The organism is Dellaglioa sp. CoH-56-MRSF-11, from assembly GCF_056782135.1.
The window spans coordinates 1-3,254 of the sequence record NZ_JBXAYE010000012.1; the positions used below are offsets into that span (position 1 = coordinate 1).

4 protein-coding genes and 1 tRNA gene are annotated in these 3,254 nt (G+C 31.8%); 3 read left to right on the top strand and 2 right to left on the bottom strand.

Annotation, left to right across the window (positions count from 1 at the left end):
• Nucleotides 1-133: 133 nt before the first annotated feature.
• Both AC1RPT_RS07555 and AC1RPT_RS07560 read right to left on the bottom strand, forming a co-directional pair.
• Nucleotides 134-262: a transposase gene (locus tag AC1RPT_RS07555; RefSeq protein ID WP_481761864.1), complete on the bottom strand. Its 129-nt coding sequence runs from the start codon at nt 260-262 to the stop codon at nt 134-136.
• Nucleotides 263-355: 93 nt separating this feature from the next.
• Complete coding sequence (locus AC1RPT_RS07560; protein WP_481761913.1) at nt 356-571, bottom strand: transposase; 216 nt, start codon at nt 569-571, stop codon at nt 356-358.
• 193 nt (nt 572-764) lie between these two features.
• On the opposite strand from AC1RPT_RS07560, the gene AC1RPT_RS07565 reads away from it, so the two are divergent.
• The 3 genes from AC1RPT_RS07565 (at nt 765) to AC1RPT_RS07575 (ending at nt 3,254) form a co-directional block, all read left to right on the top strand.
• Nucleotides 765-2,222 (top strand): peptide MFS transporter, encoded by a 1,458-nt coding sequence (locus AC1RPT_RS07565; protein WP_481761865.1) that lies wholly within the window; start codon nt 765-767, stop codon nt 2,220-2,222.
• 60 nt (nt 2,223-2,282) lie between these two features.
• Nucleotides 2,283-3,107: a metallophosphoesterase gene (locus AC1RPT_RS07570; protein ID WP_481761866.1), complete on the top strand. Its 825-nt coding sequence runs from the start codon at nt 2,283-2,285 to the stop codon at nt 3,105-3,107.
• 66 nt (nt 3,108-3,173) lie between these two features.
• Nucleotides 3,174-3,254 (top strand) — tRNA-Tyr (locus AC1RPT_RS07575).

A 3,254-nucleotide genomic window follows, 5' to 3' on the forward strand; every position in this document is an offset into this window, starting at 1 on the left:
GAACACAGAAGTTAAGCTTCTTAGCGCCAAGAGTAGTTGGGGGTCGCCCCCTGCGAGGGTAGGACGTTGCCATGCTATTAAAAATAAAACAATAAAATTTTACGACCGTTGCTGAATATAAAAAAAGGTGTTGTCACAAAGTGACAACACCTTTTTTTATAGTTTTATTTCTCATTACAAAGGAAACACGGTTCCTAAAATCACTAAATCCGTAGGCATTACGTTTAATAATTTTCAATTTATTGTTAGTCCCTTCCTTCAAGTAGGCTATTAGAATAAGGATAGTTAATAGCGTTTTTCACATAGTCTTCATGTTAAATTAAAATGAGTAAACAATTTTTTTAAAAAATTGAATTCAAGTTTTATTAAATGCATGCATAAGTGCATTGTAAATGTGAAATTGATCGTAAACAACTATGGCGTTCGGGAATAACAAAGTTCTCGTAAACTTGGGATACGTATAGTTTATATAAGTAACGATTACTTTAACGTTTTCGCGTGCTTCTAAAATGAACCGGATAAAATACTTAGTCACTTGATAGATTGTTCTAGCAAAAATAGCAGATACTATAGAGCATTTTTTGTTACACTATTACTTAATAATGGATATAAAATTTTTCACATATTAGAAAGACGTTAAATGATAAAACAAGTAGTAAATGATGAGATATAAGTAAAAATTTGATTTGACTATTGATATATATACATTGTATAATGTGTAATGCATTAAAATACATATACTAGATTTATATCGGAGGAAGTCCATGAAAAATAAAGATACGGCCTTTTTTGGTCATCCTAGAGGATTATCAACACTATTTTTTACAGAAATGTGGGAGCGATTCAGTTATTACGGAATGCGAGCAATTCTTTTATACTATATGATTTCAGAAGTGGATGGGCTTGGTTATAATCAAGCTACAGCCATGTCAATTATGTCCATTTATGGATCATTAATTTATTTATCAGGTGTCATTGGAGGTTTCGTTAGTGATCGCCTTTGGGGTAGTAGAAAAACAGTGTTTATTGGTGGAATACTAATAATGCTAGGACATATTGTTCTTGCAACACCCTTTAAATCAGTTGCTTTATTCATATCTATCGCGTTAATCGTATTGGGAACAGGGTTGTTAAAACCTAATGTTTCTGAAATGGTTGGTGGATTATACAATAGTAAGGATCCAAGACGTGATTCTGGTTTCAGTATCTTTGTATCTGGGATTAATATTGGTGCTTTGATTGCACCGTTGCTAGTTGGATGGGTTGGTCAAGAATATAATTACCACGTTGGATTCTCATTAGCAGCTATTGGGATGTTTTTCGGCTTAGTTCAATATTACTTTGACGGAAGAAAATATTTAACAAAAGATAGTTTATATCCTAATGACCCTATTCAACCTAACGAATTATCAACTATTCTTAAAAAATCTTCAATCGGTGTTATAGCTTTAGCTTTAATTTTAGTTATCATGTTCCTATTTAAATCATTAAATATTACGAATGTCATTCTTTTAATCACAATTCTTGCAGTTATCATCCCTGTCTATTACTTTACAATGATGTTAACAAGTAAGAAAACAACAAAAATTGAACGATCAAGACTTACAGCGTATATTCCGTTATTTATTGCCAGTATCTTATTCTGGTCAATTGAAGAACAAGGTTCAGTTGTTTTAGCAATGTTTGCGTCAACTAGAACGCAGTTAAGTGCTTTTGGGTTCACTTTCCCAGCTAGTTTCTTTCAAAGTATGAATCCGTTATTCATATTAATCTATGTTCCAATATTTGCTTGGTTATGGGTTAAATTAGGATCGAAACAACCTAGTTCTCCAGCTAAATTTTCAATTGGTCTAGTATTTGCTGGAGCATCTTTCCTTTGGATGATGCTCCCTGGTGTTCTTTTTGGAACAGATACTAAAGTTGGCCCATTATGGTTAGTTGCAAGTTGGATGATGGTTATGCTTGGTGAAGTTTTGGTTTCTCCAGTTGGCTTATCAATTACTACTAAACTTGCACCAAAAAGTTTTCAATCTCAAATGATGAGTGTTTGGTTCTTGAGTGATGCTGTTGCTCAAGCATTGAATTCACAAATTGTTCGGTTATACACACCCGCTACTGAATCAATGTACTTTGCTGTAGTTGGTGGAATTACTGTTGCCTTTGGTATTATGTTGAGTTTCTTTATTCCAAGAATTCATAAATTAATGGAAGGCGTTAATTAAATAGATTTTTAATGAAAGATATGTTAATTTTAATTAACATATCTTTTTTTGGAGGGAAACATGACAATTATTGCAACTAGTAGTGATAATCACTTTGATATTAATAAAGTTGATGTGGATATAATTATTGATGAACAAGTAAATTATCTATTAGCGAAAAATATTGAGTATTATCTTATTACAGGAGATTTATTTAATGATTTTAATAAAACGATTGATTATATTATTAGACTGAAAAGAAAGTTAAATAATAAAATTGTTGTCTTATTTATTGCAGGTAACCATGACATGGTTAAAAATATAACATTTGATGAGCTAGAAAGTGTAGTGAATGATTCTTATCTCCATAATCAATATTTGGATATCTCCGGCACTGAATGGCGTATTATAGGTAATAATGGATGGTACGATTACAGTTACTCAAAACAGCTAAAACGGTCTGATAAAGAAATGCTACATTGGAAAACAAACTATTGGATCGATCGTAAAATTGTTCAACCAATGCCAGATGTCGAGAGATTTAAATTAAGTTTAAGACAAACTGAAAAATTATTGAGTGATGCGAAACAATTAAATAAAAAAATAATATTTATGACTCATTTTGTACCTAATGAATTGTATATTAAAATTAATAATGATAATCGTTTCTGGAACGTTGCAAACGGCATGTTAGGTAGTCAAAAGATGGGAGATCTGTTAGAATACTATAAAGTAGAAAAAGTTTTATTTGGGCACCTCCATATCAAACATGATCCTATTCAAATTAATGAAACGACGTATTATACGAAGCCAGTGGGATATGGGCGGAAAAAATATAACGAATGGACGAAAAATACGTTCTTCGATGAGTGGAAATTTACGTTACAAATAATTAATTTAAAATAATTGAAAAAAAAGCTTGATTTTTAATCCATTTATTTGTATGATAGTTAAGTCGGATAAAGCTGATATGGAAGAGTAGCGAAGAGGCTAAACGCGGCGGACTGTAAATCCGCTCCTTCGGGTTCGGTGGTTCGAATCCACTCTCTTCCA